Below are 22,176 nucleotides of genomic sequence, written 5' to 3' on the forward strand. Positions count from 1 at the left end.
GCTGTACCTTTTTCCCGAATCAACGCTCGTTCGCCCCTTTCTGTTTCTTATCTATATCAATCAGAAAACATCCAGCCTCCGTCTAAAGCTTGCTTACGACCAAAAGCTAGAATGGCCGCGCAGCTTGGACAACCCTTCTGCAAAGAAATAATCGCCGTAGATGAGCGGGACGTCGAGATTTTTGCGCTCGGGGTAGTGGCTTGTTCCATGCAGCACCAGCCCTTCCTCCTGTGCGTCGTCCTCCCATGCGCCATAGTTGTCGTAAAGCGATTTTAAAATCCGCTCCCCAGCACTGCGATACAACTCACGCTCAACCTCTGGCACCGCATCCGCAATCGCCAGCAAGCCGCAAGCCGCGCAAGCGCCTGCAGATGAATCACGGTATGGCTCCACGCCTTCCGGCAGCCGGAAATCCCAATGCGGTACGGAATCCTCCGGCAAATTCGCCAGGAAAAAATGGGCCGCGCGCTTCGCCGCATCCAAATATCGCTGCTCGCCGCTATGGGCATAGCTGAGCGCCATCCCATAAATCGCCCAGGACGCGCCCCTCGACCAAGCCGATTCAGGTGCAAAACCCTGCCCGCCATGCTTTGCGGCTACTTCACCGCTTTGCGGATCAAACTCTACGATATGATAAACCGAGCCATCCGGCCGAATAAAATGCTCCAGCACCGTATCGGCATGCGCCATCGCTAGATGCTTGTAACGCGGGTCCTCCGTCGTGCGCGAGGCCCAGTAGAGCAGCGGCAAATTCATCATGCAATCAATAATAGCCAGCCCGTCATTGCGCTCTCCTTCCCGCCAAGGATTCCAAGCCCGAATATAACGACCTTGAATATTGAAGCGGCCGCATAGCAGGTTGGCTGCAAGCAGCGCCCGCCTCCGCGAGTCCTCCTCCCCCAGCAGCTTATAGCGTGCCACACTAGTCAGCGTCCACATGAAGCCGATATCATGGTCAAGCCGGTCATAGCCCATAATTACCTCATCGAGCTTAAGCTCACAGGCTTCGGCAAGCTCTTTGTAGCGCTCTGTACGCGAATGCTCATCTTGATAGAGCAGCCATAGCAGCCCTGGCCAAAATCCCGCCGTCCACCAATGTGCCGGCTCCAGCACATATGCTCCATTCACACTGGCATGTGGAAATTGCGAGCCGATTCGACCGCTGGTACGTCCAATCTTCTGATTCACCTTGTTCCATGCTTCATTCACCCATTCTAACTGCACCTGCTTCTGCACTGTCATTGCTTTGCTCCCCTTTTCTTCGACGCATTGATAACACTTTATTGGCGCTTTTGTTCCCTTTTTTAGCTATTTCACCTATTGCTCGAAGCGAAAAACAAAATCACTTTCCACCGTCATAGCTCCCGTCTCCAAATGATGAAAATCCAGCGTATACCAGTGCCGTTCACGCCCAAAATGATCCCTATCGCTCCGCTGCGTCACCACTGGCTTCCACTGCTGCGCATCAAACGCAATCGTCAGCCTCTTGCGTCCCTGCAAAACCACGACACCGTCGGCCTCCCCGGCCTCCGGCATCCGCCGCACAACGAAGCGCTCGATAATCTCGCGCCCGCCGTCCACTTCCTCCCGAAGCCGATACCGGCTTCGGATCGTCAGCACAGGCAGCGCACCCTTCTTGCTCCACTCGAAGCGCCGCCTCAGCCCAACAAGGCCCGCTTCCTCGCCGTACGCGGCCTGCATTGCAAGCTCCAGCACGTCTAGCTCCGCGCTGGTCGCCGCCTGCACAACCTCGGCGCGCGCGTCCGCTCCCTCTCGCTGGCGCGCGCCGCCAATGATCGGCACGGAATGTCCGTGCGAGCCGTTGCACCAAAGCGCATACCGCTGCGGGCCAAAATAATCCGCCGTATACTCCCCGCTGCCCAAATCCGCCAAATAGGCTTCTCCGTCCGCATGAAGCACAAACTGCCCAACATCATTATGATTGTGCGGCTCCGCATTATGACCGCCTTTGGCGGCAAAGCTATATGTAGCGCCATCCTCCGCGACATAACGGGACAGCAGCCACTGCACATTTTCCAAATAATGCGATTCTGTCGGCCATAGAGCTGCTTCAGCAGCTTTTACAAGCTGCCTCTCCGTACTTGCCTCTTCTTTTTGAGGTCCTTCTTCCCTGAACTCTTCCCTGATCTTTTTACTGGTCTCTTTCCTGAACTCTCGTCGGTTCTCTTCCGGCTCCTCTTGCTGTCGCTCTTCCAGAGCCTCGTTCCGTCCCACTTCCAGCTCCTCTTGCTGTCGCTCTTCCAGAGTCTCTTTCCGTCGCACTTGCAACTCCTCTTGCTGTCGCTCTTCCAGAGTCTCTTTCCGTCGCACTTGCAGTGCCTCTTGCTGTCGCTCTTGCCGTGCCGCATCCTCCAAATCGTTCACAGAGCCGCTTCCTGCGCCATCCGTCCACCAAAGCAAATTCCGCACCGCAGGCGCCCACCTTGCGCAATGATCCCCTGTATAAGCGTCACGCAGACTCGCATGCGGCAAAGCAACAGACGGAAACTCCTGATGAAGATAGCAGCTCAGCCCCATGAAGATGCCGCTTTCAGAAGGCGCATCCGAAAAATTCACAATGCTGCGTCCTCCTGTAAAGCACTTCTGCTGAAACATCGCGATTTCTTGCACTTTTGCGCTGCGGAATAGATCAATGACTCCCTCCGTTGCCGCCTTAAGCAGCTGTGCAAAATAAACATAAAAGCCGTAGCCATATTGCCAATACGAATACCCTTCCGCACACGCTCCGTCATCGCCATAGCCGTCCAAATAACAATCCATTGCGACTATCGTGCGGGATATCACGGCCTCCAGCCGCTTTTGATCATCCATCAAATGCAGCGCCGCCGCCCCAATCGAGCCGGCACATACCGCCGCCCAATTATGCTCCGCGCTCTCCCAAAAATAAGGCCCCTCGGTCAAAAATGGCTGAAACAGCCGTCTTTCCACTTCCTCATGAATACGCTGGTGCAGCTCCTCTGGCAGCCGCGAGCCCAGCAGAACGCTGATTTCACTGAGCGCAAAGCCCGTCTCCGCAGCGAACAAATCAATGGGCGTCTGCTGCTCTGACCCGCCAAGATGCGCAGGCAGGCACCACGTCCGCTCCTCGCAGATCGACCAAAGCGCAGCCAGCAGCGCCTCCAAATAGGACGGCTCCTCCTGCTCAAGCAGCGCCATAAGAGCGAAAGAATTAAGCCGCCGCCTTTTTTGAAAATAAACCCGTTCATATGGCAGCCGTTCACCTGTCTCCTTGTACATGCGAAACAGGGCTTCGCTCAGTTCCGGCTCAACGCTCGCCAATTGGCGCTGTGCCTCGGCGCGAATCTCCTCAACTAACGGACGCTGCATCTCGGATCGACGCAGCTCGCCATACCATTCATAGCTTAGTTGTCCCTCAGGCAGCTTCACTCTATTAACTAGAAGCGCCAGTCCCCTTCGACGCTCTCGCGGCAAATGCAGCTGTCCCAAAAAACGCTCTGCAAGGCGCCTGTGCAACGGTGCTTGCTCTTGCTCTTGCTCTTGCTCTTGCTCTTGCTCTTGCTCTTGCTCTTGCTCTTGCTCTTGCTCTTGCTCTTGCTCTTGCTCTTGCTCTTGCCTCTCCACCTTCTCCACTCCTCCCTACATATGCTTAACAAATCTCTTATCTTTTCTTCTTGTCCTTCTATCTTCATTCTTTAATCTTTAATCTTTAATCTTTAATCTTTAATCTCCATGCTTCATGCTTTATTCATCGTTCTTCATTCTTCCTTCTTCGTCCTTCGTCATTCATTCTTCGTTCTTCGTTCTTCATTCTTCGTTCTTCATTCTTCGTTCTTCGTTCTTCATTCTTCGTTCTTCGTTCATCGTTCTTCATTCTTCCTTCTTCGTCCTTCGTCATTCATTCTTCGTTCATCGTTCTTCATTTTCCCAATCATTCTACTCTTTGACCGATCTTCCTCTATTCCCTATCCATCCTGGCATCTTTATACCACGTTCCTGCCTAATATTTAAAATATCTATCCACACCAGCCATGATATCGCTTACAATCGTTTCTGCCCTCTCCGGTACTCCACAGGAGTCACACCCGTACATGACTTAAACAGCTTTATAAAATAGCTCTGGTTATCGTAGCCCAGCGTCTCGCATATTTTGCCGACGGGCGAGCCGGTTTGATCGAGCAGTTCCTTGGCCCGGTGCATTTTCATCCTGATTACATATTCGATAAAGGTCTCGCCCATTTCCTTCTTGAACAGGCGGCTGAAATAGCTGGGGTTCATAAACAGCTGCTCCGCCACCTCGTCAAGGCTGATCTTTTTGTCCAGATGCTGCGATACATATTCGCAAGCATCAATAACCTCAGCACGTTTACTGCCGCTCACGCCATTCTCGGAGGCCGTTATCGCTGACAAGCAGTGGGCGATCAGCCAAGCCTGAAGCTCGGCGAGGCTGCCGAGCTCCCACACCTCATGATGGCTGACGTCAATGGAGCTCGCTGAGCGGGTATGCTGCATCAATTGCAGCTTGAGCTTTACGTCCAGCAGCAGCTTAAACACCCAATCCTTCACCTGCTCAGGCGGCAGCCTCCGCTGCTCCGCAAGCGACAGCCACTGGCGCACCAGTCCCTCTGCCGCGTCGCGCTTATGGCCCAGCAGCGCCTCCCGCAGCAGCTCGGCCGCCTCGCCAAAGCCTTCCAGCAGCGGATTGTCGCTGCCTGCCTTGGCGAGCTGCGCGGACTTCCCCGCGCCTGCCTTCACAATAGAGCCAGGCGCGCGGTAGAAACGCGCCTCCGCCCCGGAAAGCAGCTCCGCCATCGCTTCCCGCAAGCGCAAGGGATCGCCTCCGCTAGCGCCAATCAGAAAGGACATCGTCAGCTTCAGCGAGCTTTTGAGCGTCCGCTGCACCTCCGCAAGCAGCAGCTTCACCTCGTCGAAGCCGTTTATTTTCAAGCCCTGCGGGCATACCTGCATAATAAAGGATTCCTGCGGGCTGTAGACAAAATGGGCAGCAGGGCGCCCCCTCTCCCGGCTTGCCATTATCTCACGGGTGACATTGTCCACGACAAAACGCAGCATCTCTTCGGAGCGAAAGCGCTGAAGCGCCTGCGGATAATCGTCGATGATGCCCAGCACCGGAATAACGAGCTCGCCTGCTCCGAATGGAAGGCCAAATGCTCCCAGCTCCTGCTGCCATTTGACGGGATCTAGCATTGGCTGATGAAGCGTCGCCCGAATAAACTGCTCCTTCAGCAGCGCCTTGTTGCGATCAACCATATTCTCCTTGCGGAGCTGCTCCATATGCAAATCCTTCGTCTCATTCAGCTCTGACTGAAATTGCAGCAGCAGCTTGCGTATATCCGAAGGATCAAGCGCATCCTTGAGCAAATAATCCTGCACCTTCAGCTTGAGCGCCTGCTGCGCATAGCTGAACTCGTCATGGCAGGACAGCACCGCTACGCACAGCTCCGGCTTGTACGCCTTAAGCCTGCGAATAAGCTCCAGCCCGTCCATGCGAGGCATCCCGATATCTGTAATCAAAATATCCGGCATTTCCTCCAGCGCTGCTGCCAGCGCGACCTCGCCATTCTCATGCATGCCGATTAGCTGAAACCCCAGCTCCTCCCACTCAATGGCAAAAGCCAGCAGATCCAGCACCGGGTAATCATCATCGACCAGCATCACCTTAACCATCAGAATTCACCACCTGCCTCGGAATGTACAGCGTAATAACTGTGCCTTGCCCGCTATCGCTGTCTATCGTCATCTGGAAGCGTTCGCCGTAGGTTATGCCCAAACGTTCATATACATTTACAAGCCCGATGCCTGAGAACTTGCCTGGCAAGGCGACTGCCTCATCCTCGACCTCGCCTGCCGCTCCCTGCTCATGCTTTTCTAAAGTGCCTGTAGCAAGCTTTTGGCGCAGCCGCTCGAGCCTTCCCTTCTCAATGCCTTGCCCGCTATCGCTGACGGTTATGCGATAGCCACCCTCTGCCTCGCTTGCACTAATCGTCATTAAGCCAGCCTGCTGGCTGAGGCCATGAATGAGGGCATTTTCAATGATTGGCTGCAAGCAGAAGCGCGGGACGAGTGCCGTTAAGCTTAAAGGCGATAGATCAAGAGCCAGCTCCGCCTTCTCCTTTTGCCTCATATTCATTAGCCTTACATAATCTATTGCGAGATCGACCTCCTCATGAAGCGGAATAACGCCTTTATCCTGGCTAATGGTCATCCGCAGCAGCTTGGACAGCGAGCTGATCATTTCCGCGCTTTCCGAATCCCCTTTGCGCAGCACCTTCATCCGGATCGAATTCAGCACATTAAATAGAAAATGCGGATTAATTTGCGCCTGAAGCATAGCCAGCTCCGCCCTGCGCTTTCGCACCTGCGTCTGCGTAATTTCGCCAATCGTCTCCTTTACCTTATCGAGCATTAAATCAAAGGATTGACCCAGATAGCCCATTTCGTCCTCTCCGCGTATGCCGGAGCGCACCTCCAAATTGCCGCGCTGCACCGTCTCTGCTACCCGCCCTAACCGAACGAGCGGCCGTGTGAATTTTCCCAGCAAATAAAGCAGCAGCACCATAAACAGGCAGAAGGAGACGAGCTGAAACATAAAGACGCGTTTGAAAATGACATTCAGCTTAAAAACAGCACGGTCATAAGGAGTCAGCGACACCAGCTTCCAGCCCGTAAGCGAATTTGTGTGCCAGGCCAATAAATAATCCTCTTTTTCAATTTGCAAAAAAGGCGGGTCTGCCTGCTCGCTCGCGAGCAGGGCGTAAGGAAAAGCTTCACCAACGCGCTTTGCGTCGGGATGCGATAAAATTTGGTTCTCGCTGCCGAGCAGCATCGTTTCCTGCTCCAGCTCGATTTTTCGAAAAATATCGCTCACCTTAGTTTCCAGTATCGTAACAATGACGTAGCCATAGGGATTTACACTGTCACCGCGCAAGGCCCGGGCAATGGAAAGCTGATAGGGACTGCGAGCTTTATCGCTGTCAAATACCGTCGGCGTAGCTCCCGGCCAAAACGATTGCAGCCCGGACAGCTCATTTAATTGCGCGAACCACGGCTCCTCGCGAAACAAGGCGGGATCGTATTCATCAAACGAATAGTTGGCAAAATTCGTCCCGTCCTTTAGCAAAATCGTCACATACGCCTTATCTCCGACGACGGTCATATTTTCAATCTTGTTCATAATCTTCATACGGTCGAGGTAGCGGTCATATTCTGCGCTTGCTCCTTCATAGGTTTTGCCTGAAGCAATCGCTTTCATAATTCGATTCATTTCGGAGTCAAGCTGCACGTTGTTGGCGATATAAAACATATAATTAAACAAATTTGATACATAGCCGTCCACCAGCTCCAGCTTTTGCTGCGACTGCGTGACTGCCTCCTGCTTCATTGCATCCTTCGTCAGCATATTGTAGACGGCGAGCGTAATTAAAGCGGGGAGGAGCAGGCAGACGACCGCCGCTGCCATCAGACGATGGCGAAAAGACCTCAGCCGCAGCAGCGATAGCCATTGACTAGACACAACCCCACCCCTTTTTTTGATCGTTCCTTCAAGTGTAACTGATATGAGCCTTTTTCGCGTCGTTTTCTCTTCAGATTTTTTCGATATCGGTTGGACTAAAGCATATATAAGCGGGAAGCTTCTGTCGATCAGCTTTGACCCTAAGATTACGCTATTTTTAATAAAAGGAAATGATTTTGTGTCGGACAGTGAGGCCGTTATTTGTGAGCAAAACAAGCTTTGACCGTGCTCGCGGACACAGAAGCCGCTATTTGTGCTGTCTAACGTGAAATGAGCCTAGTTTGAGGGAAATAACGGCCTCACAGTCCGCAGCGATGCAAATAAGGACGAAAATAGGGAAATAAGGGCTTTACAGTCCGTGAGCAACGCAAAGACCGCAATTATATCAAGATCACCACGTTACAAAGGCGTTGGAGCCACAGCTGTAATAGCTAAAGCTGTATCAACTAAGTGAATGTCATCCAGCAGGAAATATCCGTCCCAGTTGCAGCAGCTTGCTCAAAGAAGGAGCAGGGTAGCTGGAATCTTTAGCTCAACCTAAACAGCTATAGCATTAATTTTCTGCGGTTCTAGGCAAAAAGAAGCGCAGCAACAGCTCTGCACTTCTCCTTATAGTTTCAGCTGTGCGGTGACAAAGCTTACTCAGAAATCCGACTTTCTCCCGCACTCCGGCTACTTATTCGAATCAATCACCTGCTGTACACGCTCCTGCAAAGCGGCAATCGTCTGATCAATGTCCTGCTGATCAAAAATCAGCTTCTCGTACTCCTCATTGATCACCTTATAAATTTCCGCTTGATACGTAACAGGCGGAATGATTTTGGACGATTTGGCGTTTTTCAGCACCGACAGCAGAGACTGCTTGTCGACCTTCTCCGGATTTGCTGTCGCGCTCAAAATCGTATCAATAATCGTTTCCAGCTGGGAATCGTCAATGCCGTTCCATGAAGGAACATTTTTCCCTTGAGCAATCTGCCCTTCGGTCGTATACCAGCGAACAAACTGGTACGCTGCATCCTTATGCTTGGAGGAAGCCGCAACTGATACATAATCCGTCGTTACCATCGTGTAGCCGCCTTCGTCTGACGCTGCATTTTTCGGAATTGGAGCGACCGCCACTTCAAAGTTAAGCGGGAATTGCTCGGTTCCGCCTAGCTCCGTGTTCATCCAGCTGCCGATCATGACCATGCTGACCGCCTGATTGAAAAACTGGTTGCGGTAATGCAGCTTCTGCGAAATCATATCGGTGTAAGGGGAGGCCGATTTATCCTGCTTCTCCATCTGCACGCGCAGCTCCAGCGTTTTGCGCATGAGCGGATTGTCCAGATTGGACGTGCCATCCGCCTTCAAAAACTCGGTATTATCCGGCTGATTCGCCAGCGCAAGCTTCAGAAATTCCATCCAGCCGCCATTTTGCGGGCCATGGAAATACGTGCCGTAATGCTTCGATGCGCCGTCCCCTGTCGTTAGCGTCTTCGCATAGCTCATAAAGTCATCCCAGGTCCATTCAGTTGGTACATCGAGTCCGGCAGCCGTTAGCTGTGTCTTGTTAAGCAGAACGTACCAAGGATTGAACTTGCCTGGCAGCGCATAATATTTGCCGTCGAGCATCGTATCAACCTTGTATTCCTCACTCACCTTAAAGCCATCCTTGGCAATATAATCATCAATTGGAGCGACCATTCCAAGGCCAACGCGCTGCGCATAGCCAGCTGGATCGCTGAACATAATGACATCCATTTGTTCATTAGAGGAAGCCGCGAGATCCAGCTTCTGGATCGCCTCCTGCGTATCGCCCTTCTCGCTCAATACGACGACATCCACCTTGATGTTTGGATTTTTCTCCTCAAATGCCGCAATCGTCTGCTTCCAATTGTAGCTTGCTTCGTTGCCGAACGTGTGAAGCTTAATCGTAACCTCTTCATCAGCCGCCTGCGCCGGACTTTCCGTGCCGCTGCTCGCTGCTGGCGAAGCCGCTGCCCCGCCGCTATTTGTGTTGCCTCCTGATGAGCAGCCCGCCGCCACCAGCATAATCGACAGCAGCAGCAGCGATAACCATTTCATTTTTCTAAACATCCAAACCCTCCTCTTTAAAATAAAAAATAACGATAGCTTTGCCAATGATGTTTGTATGCGCTTTCTGTCATTATTGTAGCAATGCGGCAGCCCGCTCCTATACTACAATATTGACTACATTTACGACTATTTTGACTTCCCATAGCAGCCTGTTTAGGAGAGAAAGCACGATGGAGCTTTCCTCTGTCTGACGAGATTAGCCCTTTACGCCGCCCATCGCAATGCCTTCGATGACGCTTTTTTGTCCGATGACGAAAATGATCAGCAGCGGAACGATGGACGATACGGCAGCCGCCATAATCAGCGAATAAAACTCGCCGTTGATGGTCGTAAACTTTTGCATCGCCAATTGAATCGTGTAGAGGCTGTCCGTTCTTAGGAAAATGAGCGGATTCTGATAGTCATTCCAGGTCCAAATGAAGCGCAAAATCGCATACGTCGCCACAGCAGGGCGCACAAGCGGGAACGCAATTTGCAGAAATATCCGGCCATGCCCCGCCCCGTCGATTTTTGCTGATTCAATGTATTCATTGTGGACGCCCATAAAAAATTGCCGAAGCATAAACGTGCCAAGCACGCTAAAGCTGCTGAGCATAATGAGTCCCAAGTGGCTGTCGAAAAAGCCAATCGAGCGGTACAAAATAAACTGCGGCACCAATATCGCCTGATGCGGAATCATATAGGTGGCGAGCACAATAATAAACAAATATTTTCCTGCTGCAAACTGGATTTTGGAGAAGCCATAAGCAGCAAGGGCAGAAACGATACACGATAGTATCGTCGTGACTACCGTAATTTTAATGGAATTCAAATAGTATTTATAGAACGGAAATTGTCCGTTCCACACCTCCTTGTAATTTTCGATCACATGCCAGGTTTTCGGTATCCACTGAATCGGATAAGTGAATACGTCTGCCTCGATTTTGAAGGAGGTGGACAGCATCCAGACGAAGGGCAGCAAAAACAATATGCTCATCCCCATCATTAACGCCGTAATGATCGATTTGCGAACCGTATTTATCGTTTTTTGGTTCATTCTCTTCTTGCCTCCCTATTTTATAGTGAATCATAAGCCTTTAATAATTCACCCACTTCTTCTGACCAATCCATTGCAGCAGGGTAATGAGCAGCACGCAGGCGAACAGGACGACCGCCATCGAAGAGGCGTAGCCGATTTTCAAATTAACGAAGGCCGTATCGTATAAATACCAGACAATCATGCTGGTCGAGGACAAGGGCCCCCCCTTTGTCAATATCGCAATTAAATCAAACACCTTGAACGTCGAAATAACACCGGTGACGAGCAGGAAGAAGGAGGTTGACGACAGCTGGGGAAACGTAATGCTTTTAAATTTCACCCAAGCATTCGCCCCGTCAATATCGGCTGCCTCATATAAGTCCCGCGGAATCGATTGCAGCCCGGCAATATACACGATCATATTAAAGCCAATAGATGTCCAGACGGTAATCATCATGAGCGAGGGGAGCGCATATTTCGGATCAGCGATCCACTTCGGCGGATTTTCAATGCCGAGCGCCGTGAGCAGCTGATTGACCGGACCCGCCGACGGATGAAATAGCACCTGCCAGACGATAGCAACCGCTACTATACTGGATATATACGGCATGAAATAAGCGACCTTGAAATAGCCCTTCAAATACACATGCTTGTCAATCACAATCGCCAGAAACATGGACACTGCCAAATAAATAGGAACTGTTAGCAGAAAATAAGCATTATTTTTCAATGATTTCAAAAATGCCGCATCGCTTGCCAGCCGTTCAAAATTATCGAAGCCGACCCATTTCAGGCCATCAAAGCCCGCGATAAAATTCCAGTCCGCCAGCGATAGCGCGAAGGTTGCAAGTATCGGCAGCAGCGTAAGCACCGTCACGCCGATGAGCATCGGGCCTACGAATAGAAAACCTGCGAGCGTTTCCTTTCGCTGGACCGCACTGCCGGAGCGTCTCGTGCTCAGCTTCTGATTGTCTGACTTATTTGGCTTCGCCGCAGCTTCTTGTAGCGGATTCATGAGCCTTCACCTCGATCTATAATGGATACCCTTATCATAAAAAAAATGAAGCTTGCGCTGTGACGGTATTTTGCCAACCTATATCATTATTTTGACTTTATCTCAGACAAGCAAAGCCTGCACGCATGCAAAAAAAGCGATGACCGGCACCTTACAGTGCCAATCATCGCTCATTCCTTTTTTGGCTCACGCTTACGCTTGAAGCGGCTCTTTCTTTTTATCAGATGGGAGAAATACGGTAAACAGACCGAGCAGCGGCAAATACGAGCAGCACTGGATTACAAACACAATGCTTGTCGCATCCGCAAGATTGCCGAGAATCGCCGACCCCGCACCGCCAAGCCCGAAAGCAAGACCGAAGAAAATACCTGATACGAGCCCGACCTTCCCTGGCAGCAGCTCATTCGTATACACCATAATAATCGAGAAGGCTGAAGCCAAAATCAGCCCCGCAAAAAAGATCAAGATGACGGAAAACGTTAAATTCGCATACGGCAGGGCGAGTGAAAACGGGGCTGTGCCCAAAATCGAAAACCAAATCAGCGCACGGCGGCTGAATTTATCCGCTAGCATGCCGCCGAATAGCAACCCGATCACGTTGGCAACCAAAAAGACGAATAATATCATTTGCGCCTGGCTGGTCGATATCCCAAATTTTTCTATAGCATAAAAAGAATAATAGCTCGTTAACGCTGAAATATAAACATATTTAGAAAAGACCAAAATCATAATAATCGTTACCGCAAACGCTACTCTCGTCTTTGAGAGGCCGCTTCTTGCAAACGGATGATTTTGCACCGTCCCCTTGCGCTCCTTCTCGGCCTTCAAGTGCTTCGTATACCATCTGGCGACGTAGCTTTGCAGCATGAAACCGACAACGAGCAGCAGGGAAAACCAAACGACACCCTTTTGCCCCGTATGTACGAACAGCAACGCCGTCATGATCGGAGCAAGCGCTTGTCCAATATTACCGCCAAACTGAAAAATCGACTGCGCCAGCCCTTTACGCGCCCCGCCTGCCAAATAAGCTACCCGCGCCGATTCCGGATGGAATATCGCTGACCCGACCCCAATCAGCATAACCGCAGCGAGGATCATCCAATAATACGCCGAGAAGGCCAGCACCAGCACACCCGCAAGGGTGAAAAGAACACCGATGGGCAGCAGCCTTGGAATCGGCCGTTTATCGGTGAAAATACCAATAAGCGGCTGTAAAATCGCTGCCGTCAAATTAATGATTAAAGTAATAAGCCCAATTTGCGAAAAGGTTAATGAAAAAGCATCTTTAAGCACCGGATACAGTGCAGGCACAATCGCTTGAATCGTATCATTGAGCAAATGTACCGAGCTTGCGGCGAACAAAATCGGAAAAAAAGTAGTAGCCGCCACATTGGACGGCCGAATAGCAGCTGGATTAGTAGACATCAGGTTCTCCTTTTTCGAAATAAAAATCGAATTTTGATATGCGATATATTGCATATTATATTCCGGTTATGTATGCTATAGCAAGATTTATTTTCCCGATTGCTTTTTTTCTAAACGCAGCTTACTTTAATCCATTTGCACCCTCTTGCTGCTTCGATATATGATAGGAAGTAGCCAAATACGCCGTTTGAGAGTGATCGTTTAATTTTCTTGAAGAAGGTGATGCAATGCCGATACCGACTAATTATTCCTCGCCGCTAAGAATATCTGCGAAGGATCGAGCTTTAGCTCAGCTCCAGAAATGGATTATAGAAGGCACGCTTCAGCCTGGAGAAAAGCTGATTGATGCTGAGCTTGCAGATGCGCTTGGCGTCAGCCGGACGCCGATTCGCGAGGCGCTGCAATTGCTTGAAGTACAAGGGCTTGTGCAAATGCTGCCCAGCAAGGAAACAAGAGTAACGATGATTGAGGAAGAGGACATGCCCAAGCTTTATGCGCCGCTTGTTGCACTGAATGCTCTCGCAGCAGAGCTTGCAGTACCGCATATTCAGCCGGAGCATATTGCCCGCCTTAATGAGCTGAATGCCCAGTTTGCGAAATGCATTCAGGAGAATAAGCCTTATGAAGCGCTTGAATACGACGAGGAGTTCCATAATGTTATTTTGGAGCTGGCGGATAATGCCTATATTCAATCCTTTACCTCCTCCCTGCAAATGCATATTCGCCGCTATAAGTATTTATTTATTAAACAGCCTGCTTCGATAGCACAAGTAGGTGTCAAGGAGCATCAGGCGATCATTGATGCGCTCGAAGCCCGCGATGCGGAAGCCGCCTCCCTGATGATGAAGAAAAATGTAAGCATCCATATTTAGGAGCTGTGGGGAAATTAGAGATACTTCCTTTGCTCGCAGCTTCTTAGGCGAAAACAGAAAACCAACTTCCCCTCCCGCTTGCAGCAACGGAGTTGAAGTTGGTTTACTCTTGTTTACACATAAGCTTATTCGACTTGCTCCGAAGGCTTTAACGCTTTAAAAATAAAGGCCGTCGTTTCTGAAATCTGCTCCTCCAGCGTACTCACATCATCCCCCATAAGCACCAGCATATGATTATTTCCTTTTGGAAAAAGCAGGGTTGAGCTAACCGCCTTAAAAACGGTATGAACAGAATTAAATTCGAATACTCCCTGTTCTCGCCCCTTCAACAGCCACTGGTATATTAGCTGCCACAGCGGCAGGACACGCTCCTGAATCATGGCAATACGCGGCGTGTTCAGCGCAAACTCATGTTGAATAATGTAAGATAACTCTGCATCCTCATCGCGAAAAGTAAGCAGTTCCCGAATAATAAGCTTCATGCCTTCAAGAGGATCCATATCCTTCGCAATAGAAGCAATGCCCCTGCTAGGAAAAAAAGCTTCAAACAGTGCGAAAAACAAATTATCCTTTCCGCCAAAATAATACGAGATCAGCGCCACATTCGCGCCCGCTTCCTCACAAATTTGCCGGACGGATGTCCTGTCAAAGCCTTGAGCGGCAAACAGCTTTTTCGCTGCCAGCAAAATTCTCATTTTCACATCAATATCCGCAGCTTTCATCTCAGCCTCCTAACGGCAACCACTTTATTTGACGCATGCGCTTGGGGCTGATTAGAATGCGCGGAAACGAATTAGTTCGACTTCATTGCCACTTGCCCCGGCTTTGGCGCAGCCTGCTTCTTCAAACCAACCGCTGCCATGCTAATCACAAAACCGATGATCGCAATAATAGCCAGTGCCGCAACCTCGCTTCCAATGCCCGTTCCACCGAACAGCACATTCATTAGCCCTTCAACTGCATAAGTTGCTGGAAGCGCCTCTCCAAGCTTTACATAGAAATCCGGCAACAGCTCACGCGGCACAATCGCACCAGATGAAACGAGCTGCGCGGACAGTGCGATAATATTAAACAGCATGCCAGCCATGCCAAATACATATAGGAACATTTGAGAGACAAACATAAACGCAAGCACGAACATGAGCTGGAACAGCCAAAGCTTCAAGAAGCCCTGCTCCATTTGTCCATTAAACGCAGCGAGCAAAGAGGAGCCGACAAGCGATACGCCAACTGCCGCACCTGCCGTAATGATGCTTCTAGCTGCAAAACGCTGCCAGCGGCCTGCCTGAGCACTAACCATCATCGACGATTGCTCCAGATTCATCCCCATAATCATCGCGCCAACATAAGAAGCAAGCACCATCATCATCGGAACCATTTGGTTGCTCATGCCTTTAACAGGGTTCATGGATTCAATGTTCGCCGTAATACGCTGCGCTAAGCTTTGGCCAGCAACTGCTGCCTGCTCCGCTGGAACACCTGCCTTGCCAAGCGTACCTGCGATACCTTGCTCGACCGCCTGTGCATTGGCTTCCTTCGTTACCTCTGCGGCAACATTACTCATAATGCTCTTAATTAAAGCGGGGTTGGATTCATTAATAAAATAGCCAATATCCGCCTTGCCATCTGCCGCCATCGCCTTTTGCGAGAAATCAGCAGGGAAATAAATAATCATTTGCAGCTCACGTGCGTTAAGCTGCTGCTTCGCATCCTCAAGACTTGTAGGCTGCGACATTTGGAAAGGCAAATTGCTGATCAAAGAACCTGCGATTTGCGTGCCGAACTGTTGATCCTCATTAACGACTGCAATATGCAGTTTATCAGTACGATCGGTCACTCCATTATAACCTGTCATCCATATAACTGAAAATACAATTTGAAACATAAGCGCCGTAATAATACCCACAATTGTTGTTGGACGCTTCATAAAAGCTTGAATCGTGTTTTTCATCGCCAATCCCATCCTGTCTGTGTCAATTCATCTAATTTAAACGAATGTTTTAAACAATCAATTTAAACAATTGTTTCAATAATATATTTTGCTTTGAAAATTGTCAACATGAAAATAATGATCCCTGGCATAAATCAGAAAATCCCTGTGTCCGCTGCAATAAATGCAACGAATACAGGGATTTATGTTTCGGCGTCCGCACACGAAGCTATTACGCTTCATCGCTCATTTCCTCTTCCCGCAGCTTATCTGCTGCAAGCTGCTTGCGGTATATGGCAGCGGATAGGAAAACGCTCATTTCATACAAGCCAATTAATGGGATGGCTACGAGCGAATCTGATACAAAATCAGGCGGCGTCACCACAACCCCAATAAAAATCATAATGAAATAAGAAATACGGCGCATTTTGCGCAACCGGATCGGATTCAAAATCCGAATTGCGGTTAAAAACATAATGACCAGCGGCAGCTCAAATAAAAGCGAAATCGGAATCAAAATATTAAACATAAAGGTGAAATATTGAATAATTCCGAACGTCTCCACCAAATTCAAACTGTCTGAAACATTTCTGGTGAAATGAAACGCGAGTGGAAAAACGACAAAATAAGAAAACGACAGCCCTACCAAAAACATCAACAAGGCGAATGGGATATACTTAAGCGTCGCCCGCTGTTCCTTTACATGCAGAGCCGGCTTAACGAATGCCCATAGCTGATACGCTGTAAATGGAATCGTAATAATAAGCGCTATGACTAGCGCGAATTTCATATAGACGCCGACCCCGTCCCACAAGGAGAACGTATGCATCGGCAAAGAGCGCGCTGGCTCAAGGCTCATAATAAAATCATAAGCAGGCTTGGCCACAAACAAACCGGCAATGAGGCCCACCAAGATAACGAGCAGCATATAAAAAATCCGTTTGCGAAGCTCTCCGATATGCTCCAGCAGCGGCATCAGGCCTTCCTCACGCAGCCGTTCGCGATTAAAGGGTTGTTCGGTAGCTTCGTCTTGCCTGATTCCCATCTGTCACAATCTCCTTCCAGAAAAAAAGCGGGCCCGATTAATCCGGCAGCCGCTTGTTATTCGACTCAGTATTGTCTGATTTGGAAACGTCGATCCGTTTCTCCTCTTTGTCCTTTGGCTCATCATCCATTACATCTCTTGCACCCGCTTTAAACTCCTTAAGCGTCCGGCCGAAAGCTCTACCCAATTCAGGCAGCTTGTTAGGGCCAAACAACAGCAGGGCCACTAGCACCAGCAAAATAATTCCCGTTGCACCAATAGATGGCATAATCGTCTACCTCCCTCTCACTCTTGGATGTCTGTCCAAACTCAGCATCCGTACAAACCGCCATAACCGAGCTGTGTAATATCTTGCTTCACAATGCGATGCCCAGCAAGTATGCGTGCCAGCAGGACATCGAATGAAGTATACGGGTCATGCATGACGCATCCCGGCAAGCCAAGTATCGGCACTTCGTTCAAATAGCCCATTAACAGCATCGATCCAGGCAGCATCGGCGTTCCATAGCTCACGATGTGCGCACCCGACGCCTTAATTGCCCCTGGTGTGCGGTCGTCAGGATCGACAGACATACCGCCTGTTACCAATATCATATCATAATCTTGCTTAAGCAAATAGTTAATTTCATTAACAATTACCTGCTTGTCGTCGGGAGCAAAGCGCTGCTCGATGACCTCTGAGCCGAAGGCCTCCAGCTTGCTGCGGACAGCGGGACCGAATTTATCCTCGATTCTCCCGCCAAATACTTCCCCGCCTGTCGTCAGCAAACCTACTCGCAGCTTGCGAAATGGCTTTACACGAACAGGCGCAGCACCATCATGTGCCGAGCGATATTCTGCTGCCAAGCGCTCAACTACCTCTACCTTGGACTCCGGCACAACAAGCGGAATAGCGCGAGTAGCCGCAAGCTGCCCATCCTTCTTAACTACGCTATTCGTCTTTACCGTCGCAAGCGCAATTTCTCCGAGCGAATTAATGGCATGCACCAACGCTTCGTCAACCTCAACGAGCCCCAGCAGCTCGGATTTCATGCTTACTTTACCTTCATGCGGTTCGCTCAGCCAGATACCCTCTCCGCAAAGCGCCTTTGCCATCCTGCTTGCAGCATCATCCTCATGCAGCTCGCCAGCAGCAAGCTCCATAATGTAAATATGCTCCTTGCCAATATCGAGCAGATTTGGAATATCAGCCTCAGTTATAATATGGCCTTTTTTAAAAATACGGCCTTTAAACTCACCCGGCACGATGCGGGTGAGGTCATGAGCCAGCCGCAAACCAATGGCATCGTAGACCGACACTTCCTTGAGCACCGTCTTGGTTACTGAACTCAGATCGGCCGTTGTCGCTGCTTCTCCTTGCTGCTTATGCTGCCCGGCACTGCTCATAATACGTCGTCTCCTTGTGTACCGGAAATAATCTCAAGGGCTTGAGGCAGTTGATCCATAATGGCCATTAAGCTTTCATGGACACCTTTCGGACTGCCCGGTAAATTTACAATCAGCGACTTGCCGCGGATGCCGCATACGCCTCGGGACAGCATGGCACTTCTCGTCTTTTGAATAGCGCCAAACCTCATCGCTTCCGCAAGACCTGGAATAACCCGGTCAACCACACGCAAGGTAGCATCAGGCGTCACATCACGTATCGCAAGTCCAGTCCCTCCTGTTGTCAGCAATAAATCCGCTTGATAATATTCGGTCATCTCAATGATGGCTGCCATAATTTCATCCTGCTCATCTGGAACGATGCGATAATCGACAATTACGCCGCCAAGCTCTTCCTCAACCAGCTCCCTGATAACTTGTGCGCTTGTATCTTCACGTTCACCGCGCGAGCCTTTATCACTAGCCGTCAAAATAGCTACTTTCCACTGCATTTACCGTTCCTCCCATCCCTTGTCCGATCATGGGTGATTCCATCGCTGGAAACAGCCGCCTTGCTTTATTTTTCTATCGAGTCTGCTTCCGCTTGAAACTGGTAATCGCCGTTTTTGCCACCGGTCTTTGCAACAAGATGTGTCGGGCCAATTACCATATCCTTCTGAATTGCTTTGCACATATCGTAAACGGTCAGCGCGGCGATCGAAACTGCCGTCAACGCCTCCATTTCGACCCCTGTTTTACCTGTTGTTTTCACGGTTGCCTGTATGTATAGCTCATCTGCGCCATTGTCATCAAAGCGCACATCCACACCAGTCAAAGGAAGCGGGTGGCACATCGGAATGACGTCCGATGTTTTTTTTGCGGCCATAATGGCTGCAACCTGTGATACGGCCAGTACATCGCCTTTGCCTATCGTTCCCGCTTTAATCCGTTCCAGCGTCTCGCTGTGCATCGTAACGGTCGTCTGTGCTGTAGCACTGCGAGACGTAACGTCCTTATCGCTTACATCCACCATCTTGGCCCTGCCCTGCTCGTTAAAATGCGTCAATCCCACAGCACTCTCTCCCCCTTACAGCTTCTATAGCAAAAGAATCCCGGATTCCGTTACGATTCCGTTCATCTTCAAATCATGCTCCTGCATCAGAACCTGCTCTGCAACCTGCGCTTCGAAAGCGGCGCCAATCCACATCGCACGCTTCCCTTCCTCACCTGCCCGCTCCGCAAATCGGTCATAATAGCCTCCTCCATAGCCCATTCGTCCGCCAATGCGGTCAAACTGTATGCCTGGGACGATGATAATGCCTGGCACCTGCCCCTGCGGAAGCTCCTCGCATTTCGCCGGGTCAGGCTCACGGATTCCGTATGCGCCTTCCATTAAATCCGCTGGCGATTGCAGCCGATACAGTGTCATCGAGCGATCAAGCGGGTGACAACGAGGGACGATTACCTCACGCCCAGTTGACCATAACCTTTCCATTAGCGGCCACATGTCAAGCTCTGAGCGAAACGGGACATAACACATGATTTCGCGCTGCTTCGGATGCTCTTCCAGCCACACGCTTAATGCGCCGCATGCAAGCTCAGACCACAATGCCCGATCCTGCTTGGACAAGCGATCGCGGGCTTTAGCAGCATCCGCTCGAATCCGTTGTTTCTCCGCCTTTATTTGCGATTTCTCATTGTCCGTCATAATCGCTGTTCTGCCTTTCCAGTTCCTCAATTTCGATTATGTTCAGTTTACCATTGTTATGCAACTTTCGCCAATGGCGGCTTGCATTTGTGGTAATATATAATGAAATAGCAAGCAAGTGAAAGCTAAGCAATTATTCGTTGGAGGTATTTTTTATGCTGCTTCAAGTTTCTAATATAAGTAAAAGCTACGGTGTAGATCCCATATTATCAAACATTACGATGCAGGTGCTTGAACGCGAGCGCATCGGACTCGTTGGCGTCAATGGCGCCGGTAAATCCACGCTGTTAAAAATCATTGCGGGGGAGATCTCTTTTGACTCCGGGGCCATCCACAAAGCCAAGGAAACGCGACTTGGCTATTTGGCTCAAAACAGCGGTCTGCAATCCGACCGCACCATTGAAGCAGAAATGCGTGCCGTATTTGCTCATCTGCTGGAGGCCGAGCAGGAGCTGCGCGATCTGGAGCAGCAAATCGCCGATCCTGTGCTGCATGAACAGCCAAAGCGTTATGAAGAGATACTTGACCGTTATTCCCGCCGCTCGGACTGGTTTCGCGAGCAAGGCGGCTTTGAAATCAATACGCGCATCAACAGTGTGCTTCACGGCATGGGCTTCGGCACTTTTCCGCTAGATACACCGATCCATACGCTCAGCGGCGGTCAAAAGACGAGGCTGGCGCTCGCCCGTATTTTGCTTCAGGCTCCTGATTTGCTCATGCTCGATGAGCCGACCAACTATTTGGATATTCCGACGCTCACTTGGCTTGAAGGCTATTTACGCAGCTATTCCGGCGCGATTCTTGTCGTCTCTCATGACCGATATTTCCTTGATGCGCTTGTCCAGACGATTGTCGAAATCGAAAGGCATTCCGCTAAACGTTATACAGGCAACTACAGCCGATATATTGACTTGAAGGCTGCCGAGTACGAAAGCGATTTAAAGCAGTTTGAGAAGCAGCAGGACGAAATTGCCAAGATGGAGCAGTTCATTCAGCGTAATATCGTCCGTGCCTCAACTACGAAACGCGCCCAAAGCCGCCGTAAAGCGCTCGACAAAATGGACGTGCTCGATAAACCGCTAGGCGATTTAAAGAAAGCCAATTTCACGTTCCAAATTGAGCGCCAAACCGGCAAAGATGTTTTGCAGGTATCGGATTTATCCGTGCTGTTCGACGAGAAAAACAAGCCCTTGTTCCAGCATGTATCCTTTCGCCTGCATCGTGGCGAGACGGTGGCTCTTATTGGACCTAACGGTATCGGCAAATCGACACTGCTTAAGACGATTGTTGGGCAGCGCCAGCCATCCAGCGGCACCATCGCCTGGGGCTCCAATGTCAAGCTCGGATATTACGACCAAGAGCACACTGGACTTAATCAGACAAATACCGTATTGGAAGAAGTATGGGGGCTCTACCCCCATATGGAGGAAGCCCGTATAAGAACGGTTCTTGGCAGCTTTCTATTTAGCGGTGAAGATGTGCTTAAACGCATTTCGGCGCTCAGCGGCGGCGAGAAAGCTCGTGTATCGCTTGCCAAGCTTATGCTGGCTCAAGCCAATGTGCTCATTTTGGATGAGCCTACCAACCATTTGGACTTGTACAGCAAGGAAGTGCTGGAATCCGCTTTGCTCGATTATGAAGGCACGCTGCTCTTTATTTCTCATGACCGTTATTTCCTTAATAAAATGGCGGAGCGCATTGTCGAACTGACACCCACGGGCACTGAACATTTCCTAGGAAATTATGACGAAATGATAGAGAAAAAGCATGAACTCGAAGAAGCACGGCTAGAGGAGTTAGCTAAGCGGACTGCTAGCCGTAAAGCTGCTGCACCTTCCGACAACGTTAGCGATTACGCGTTGGACAAGCAAGCAAAGCGAGAGGAACGCAGCCGTCAGCGGAAGCTGGAGCAAGTCGAAGCCGATATTGCCGAGCTGGAGCAAGCCATTGCAGATTTGGAGCTGCAACTGACAGACCCGTCTATTTTCAATGATTACATGCGCATTCAGGAAATACAGTCGCAAATTGACCAAAAGCGCACTGCTTTAAGCGAAGCCTATGAGCAATGGGAAACGCTTAGCGAATAGTATTTACTGCCTCTCTCCTTTATTAAATCATAGTAAATAACATTGCAGAACATGAACGAATCACATGCTACACGAATTCGTTCATGTTCTGCTTTTATATTAGGTAGTACTAGGTCCATAAA

18 protein-coding genes are annotated in these 22,176 nt (G+C 50.0%); 2 read left to right on the forward strand and 16 right to left on the reverse strand.

The window, feature by feature from the left end; genetic code table 11:
- Positions 1-93: 93 nt before the first annotated feature.
- The 8 genes from V5J77_RS21715 to V5J77_RS21750 form a co-directional block, all read right to left on the reverse strand.
- Complete coding sequence (locus tag V5J77_RS21715; protein ID WP_338552916.1) at positions 94-1,242, reverse strand: glycoside hydrolase family 88 protein; 1,149 nt, start codon at positions 1,240-1,242, stop codon at positions 94-96.
- 75 nt (positions 1,243-1,317) lie between these two features.
- On the reverse strand, positions 1,318-3,603 hold the full coding sequence (locus V5J77_RS21720; protein WP_338552917.1) for a heparinase II/III family protein: 2,286 nt from the start codon (positions 3,601-3,603) through the stop codon (positions 1,318-1,320).
- Between the two features lie 417 nt (positions 3,604-4,020).
- On the reverse strand, positions 4,021-5,667 hold the full coding sequence (locus V5J77_RS21725) for a helix-turn-helix domain-containing protein (RefSeq protein ID WP_338552919.1): 1,647 nt from the start codon (positions 5,665-5,667) through the stop codon (positions 4,021-4,023).
- Complete coding sequence (locus V5J77_RS21730; protein ID WP_338552921.1) at positions 5,660-7,513, reverse strand: histidine kinase; 1,854 nt, start codon at positions 7,511-7,513, stop codon at positions 5,660-5,662. The genes V5J77_RS21725 and V5J77_RS21730 overlap by 8 nt, the downstream gene beginning before the upstream one ends.
- 672 nt (positions 7,514-8,185) lie before the next feature.
- The gene (locus V5J77_RS21735; RefSeq protein WP_338552923.1) at positions 8,186-9,589 is read right to left on the reverse strand and encodes an extracellular solute-binding protein; all 1,404 of its coding nucleotides are present in this window, start codon (positions 9,587-9,589) and stop codon (positions 8,186-8,188) included.
- A gap of 196 nt (positions 9,590-9,785) precedes the next feature.
- Positions 9,786-10,625 (reverse strand): carbohydrate ABC transporter permease, encoded by an 840-nt coding sequence (locus V5J77_RS21740; RefSeq protein WP_338552924.1) that lies wholly within the window; start codon positions 10,623-10,625, stop codon positions 9,786-9,788.
- 40 nt (positions 10,626-10,665) lie between these two features.
- The gene (locus tag V5J77_RS21745) at positions 10,666-11,622 is read right to left on the reverse strand and encodes a sugar ABC transporter permease (RefSeq protein WP_338552925.1); all 957 of its coding nucleotides are present in this window, start codon (positions 11,620-11,622) and stop codon (positions 10,666-10,668) included.
- A gap of 192 nt (positions 11,623-11,814) precedes the next feature.
- Complete coding sequence (locus V5J77_RS21750; protein WP_338552926.1) at positions 11,815-13,047, reverse strand: MFS transporter; 1,233 nt, start codon at positions 13,045-13,047, stop codon at positions 11,815-11,817.
- Between the two features lie 227 nt (positions 13,048-13,274).
- Between V5J77_RS21750 and V5J77_RS21755 the strand changes: the two genes are divergently transcribed.
- On the forward strand, positions 13,275-13,919 hold the full coding sequence (locus tag V5J77_RS21755; protein ID WP_338552928.1) for a GntR family transcriptional regulator: 645 nt from the start codon (positions 13,275-13,277) through the stop codon (positions 13,917-13,919).
- 125 nt (positions 13,920-14,044) lie between these two features.
- Here V5J77_RS21755 and V5J77_RS21760 read toward each other — a convergent pair whose 3' ends face one another.
- The 8 genes from V5J77_RS21760 to V5J77_RS21795 form a co-directional block, all read right to left on the reverse strand.
- Positions 14,045-14,641, reverse strand: coding sequence for a TetR family transcriptional regulator (locus V5J77_RS21760; RefSeq protein WP_338552930.1), 597 nt, complete (start codon positions 14,639-14,641; stop codon positions 14,045-14,047).
- A gap of 71 nt (positions 14,642-14,712) precedes the next feature.
- Positions 14,713-15,870: an ABC transporter permease gene (locus tag V5J77_RS21765; protein WP_338552932.1), complete on the reverse strand. Its 1,158-nt coding sequence runs from the start codon at positions 15,868-15,870 to the stop codon at positions 14,713-14,715.
- Between the two features lie 211 nt (positions 15,871-16,081).
- Positions 16,082-16,894 carry a twin-arginine translocase subunit TatC gene (tatC, locus tag V5J77_RS21770; protein ID WP_338552933.1) on the reverse strand — a complete coding sequence of 271 codons (813 nt, stop codon included), beginning with the start codon at positions 16,892-16,894 and terminating at the stop codon, positions 16,082-16,084.
- A 37-nt stretch (positions 16,895-16,931) separates the two neighbouring features.
- Entirely contained in the window at positions 16,932-17,162 is a 231-nt protein-coding gene (gene tatA, locus V5J77_RS21775) for a twin-arginine translocase TatA/TatE family subunit (protein WP_046229102.1), read from the reverse strand.
- A 41-nt stretch (positions 17,163-17,203) separates the two neighbouring features.
- Complete coding sequence (locus tag V5J77_RS21780) at positions 17,204-18,280, reverse strand: molybdopterin-binding protein (protein WP_338552935.1); 1,077 nt, start codon at positions 18,278-18,280, stop codon at positions 17,204-17,206.
- A complete protein-coding gene (locus V5J77_RS21785) occupies positions 18,277-18,771 on the reverse strand; it encodes a MogA/MoaB family molybdenum cofactor biosynthesis protein (RefSeq protein ID WP_338552937.1) in 495 nt (164 codons plus the stop codon). Before V5J77_RS21785 ends, V5J77_RS21780 begins: the two co-directional genes overlap by 4 nt.
- Positions 18,772-18,836: 65 nt before the next feature.
- On the reverse strand, positions 18,837-19,331 hold the full coding sequence (gene moaC / locus V5J77_RS21790) for a cyclic pyranopterin monophosphate synthase MoaC (RefSeq protein WP_338552938.1): 495 nt from the start codon (positions 19,329-19,331) through the stop codon (positions 18,837-18,839).
- 24 nt (positions 19,332-19,355) lie between these two features.
- Positions 19,356-19,967, reverse strand: coding sequence for a 5-formyltetrahydrofolate cyclo-ligase (locus tag V5J77_RS21795; protein WP_338552939.1), 612 nt, complete (start codon positions 19,965-19,967; stop codon positions 19,356-19,358).
- 155 nt (positions 19,968-20,122) lie between these two features.
- On the opposite strand from V5J77_RS21795, the gene V5J77_RS21800 reads away from it, so the two are divergent.
- Complete coding sequence (locus V5J77_RS21800; RefSeq protein ID WP_338552940.1) at positions 20,123-22,054, forward strand: ABC-F family ATP-binding cassette domain-containing protein; 1,932 nt, start codon at positions 20,123-20,125, stop codon at positions 22,052-22,054.
- The last annotated feature ends 122 nt before the right edge of the window (positions 22,055-22,176 follow it).

It is taken from the genome of Paenibacillus sp. KS-LC4, from assembly GCF_036894955.1.
In the GTDB taxonomy this organism is placed as follows: domain Bacteria; phylum Bacillota; class Bacilli; order Paenibacillales; family Paenibacillaceae; genus Pristimantibacillus.

What these genes read in the sequence shown, in the direction of transcription:
- V5J77_RS21780 (WP_338552935.1), bottom strand. Translation starts at nt 18,280, where the DNA reads ATGAGCAGTGCCGGGCAGCATAAGCAGCAAGGAGAAGCAGCGACAACG.
- V5J77_RS21735 (WP_338552923.1), bottom strand. Translation starts at nt 9,589, where the DNA reads ATGTTTAGAAAAATGAAATGGTTATCGCTGCTGCTGCTGTCGATTATG.
- V5J77_RS21715 (WP_338552916.1), bottom strand. Translation starts at nt 1,242, where the DNA reads ATGACAGTGCAGAAGCAGGTGCAGTTAGAATGGGTGAATGAAGCATGG.
- V5J77_RS21760 (WP_338552930.1), bottom strand. Translation starts at nt 14,641, where the DNA reads ATGAAAGCTGCGGATATTGATGTGAAAATGAGAATTTTGCTGGCAGCG.
- tatA (WP_046229102.1), bottom strand. Translation starts at nt 17,162, where the DNA reads ATGCCATCTATTGGTGCAACGGGAATTATTTTGCTGGTGCTAGTGGCC.
- V5J77_RS21765 (WP_338552932.1), bottom strand. Translation starts at nt 15,870, where the DNA reads ATGAAAAACACGATTCAAGCTTTTATGAAGCGTCCAACAACAATTGTG.
- V5J77_RS21725 (WP_338552919.1), bottom strand. Translation starts at nt 5,667, where the DNA reads ATGGTTAAGGTGATGCTGGTCGATGATGATTACCCGGTGCTGGATCTG.
- V5J77_RS21785 (WP_338552937.1), bottom strand. Translation starts at nt 18,771, where the DNA reads ATGCAGTGGAAAGTAGCTATTTTGACGGCTAGTGATAAAGGCTCGCGC.
- V5J77_RS21745 (WP_338552925.1), bottom strand. Translation starts at nt 11,622, where the DNA reads ATGAATCCGCTACAAGAAGCTGCGGCGAAGCCAAATAAGTCAGACAAT.
- V5J77_RS21800 (WP_338552940.1), top strand. Translation starts at nt 20,123, where the DNA reads ATGCTGCTTCAAGTTTCTAATATAAGTAAAAGCTACGGTGTAGATCCC.
- V5J77_RS21750 (WP_338552926.1), bottom strand. Translation starts at nt 13,047, where the DNA reads ATGTCTACTAATCCAGCTGCTATTCGGCCGTCCAATGTGGCGGCTACT.
- V5J77_RS21795 (WP_338552939.1), bottom strand. Translation starts at nt 19,967, where the DNA reads ATGACGGACAATGAGAAATCGCAAATAAAGGCGGAGAAACAACGGATT.
- tatC (WP_338552933.1), bottom strand. Translation starts at nt 16,894, where the DNA reads ATGGGAATCAGGCAAGACGAAGCTACCGAACAACCCTTTAATCGCGAA.
- V5J77_RS21755 (WP_338552928.1), top strand. Translation starts at nt 13,275, where the DNA reads ATGCCGATACCGACTAATTATTCCTCGCCGCTAAGAATATCTGCGAAG.
- V5J77_RS21740 (WP_338552924.1), bottom strand. Translation starts at nt 10,625, where the DNA reads ATGAACCAAAAAACGATAAATACGGTTCGCAAATCGATCATTACGGCG.